This is a genomic window from Thermomonas beijingensis, from assembly GCF_020034655.1.
Taxonomy (GTDB): Bacteria; Pseudomonadota; Gammaproteobacteria; order Xanthomonadales; family Xanthomonadaceae; genus Thermomonas; species Thermomonas beijingensis.
In genome coordinates this window covers 1-1,239 of record NZ_JAIQDJ010000040.1, presented here as the reverse complement: position 1 = coordinate 1,239, position 1,239 = coordinate 1, and the positions used below count along the sequence as shown (strand labels likewise).

Sequence of the window (1,239 nt, the reverse complement as noted above, 5' to 3'; positions counted from 1 at the left end):
AAGCGAGTTGGCACCTAACAATTCGTTCAAGCCGACCCCGCTTCGCGGCGGCAATGCGCTGAGGCTGGGTCGTTCCTATTTGCCGCCGCTACGCCGGTCGGCTTAACTCAGGCGTTAGGGCGCAGCAATGAAGAGTTTCGCAATTGTGACAATAGCCATCGCAGCATCATTGGCAGCTTGCGCATCGAGTCCTGCTAAAGACCCGTCCTATAGCGGCGAGTACTTCTATAACTTCGAGAACGCCATCTTTACGCCGGACGGAAAAGACGAAAATTGGTGCCTCAACGGCCTATCCATGCAAAAGGCGGAGCTTCCTGCCAAGAATGCAGCTGGCCCGTGGGGCACATCACACGTGGTCCTACGCGGCAAGCTTGGCCCGCGAGGCAGCTATGGTGGTCTTGGCCGCTGCAAACATGTCCTTACCGTCACCGAGATCGTTGAGATCACCAACATGCGCGGACAAGGTGAGTAGGCAGCGCCCTAACAATTCGTTCAAGCCGAACCCGCTTCGCTCCGGCAACGGCGTGGCAGGTTAAGCTTGCCACGCCGTTCCCTGCGCTACGCAGGTCGGCTTAACTCAGGCGTTAGACCTGTGAAGAGCAACATGCCGCGCGTGCTTTGCAAAGACATTGACACCCGCACAACGCATGATTTGGCAAGACATTTTTTGACCTCGCTTCAACGGCAAGAAGCTTTCAAATTTGCAACAAGATCAAGATCAGAATCTACAGCCTGCATTCGCTTGTAGAGCAAGAGCCAGAGCGGGTTTCACGCAGCTGACACGGCGCTTGATTTCGTGGTACAAATTGGCTTTCCGGCCTGTTCACTTTACGGTTCATTGCAAGAGCGCACAGGTCTAACAATTCGTTCAAGCCGATGCCACTTCACGGCCGCAATTTTTTTCGGCATGTTCGTTCTTGTTTGCGGCCGTGCAGTGGCACGGCTTAACTCAGGTGTTAGGTTTAGCGCGGAATTTTTTGGGGATATGCGGGCTTTGCATTGAATTGCGCCTGATAGGTTTACTGTTAGGTTCAAGTGTGCCCTTGCGTACTTGGCCCACAGCGCGCAGGGGACCTGCGCACCGTGGTGGCGGTAGCATTCCGTAGCTTGCTTCGCATGCGCAGTGGGTCGTCGGGCGCCTACAACCTAACAGTTCGTTCAAGCCGACGCCGCTTCATGGCATCGTGTTATCTTTCGGCGTCCGGCTGCTGTCGCTTCGGTTGCACCTCGTTGCGGCGC

Annotated in this window: 1 protein-coding gene; it reads left to right on the top strand. The window is 55.5% G+C overall.

The genetic code is table 11. The features are described 5' to 3' along the window. Window positions 1-127: 127 nt before the first annotated feature. Window positions 128-472 carry a hypothetical protein gene (locus tag K7B09_RS13055; protein WP_223629901.1) on the top strand — a complete coding sequence of 115 codons (345 nt, stop codon included), beginning with the start codon at window positions 128-130 and terminating at the stop codon, window positions 470-472. Window positions 473-1,239: the final 767 nt, after the last annotated feature.

Coding starts and splice junctions, on each gene's coding strand:
- K7B09_RS13055 (WP_223629901.1), top strand. CDS start 128: ATGAAGAGTTTCGCAATTGTGACAATAGCCATCGCAGCATCATTGGCA.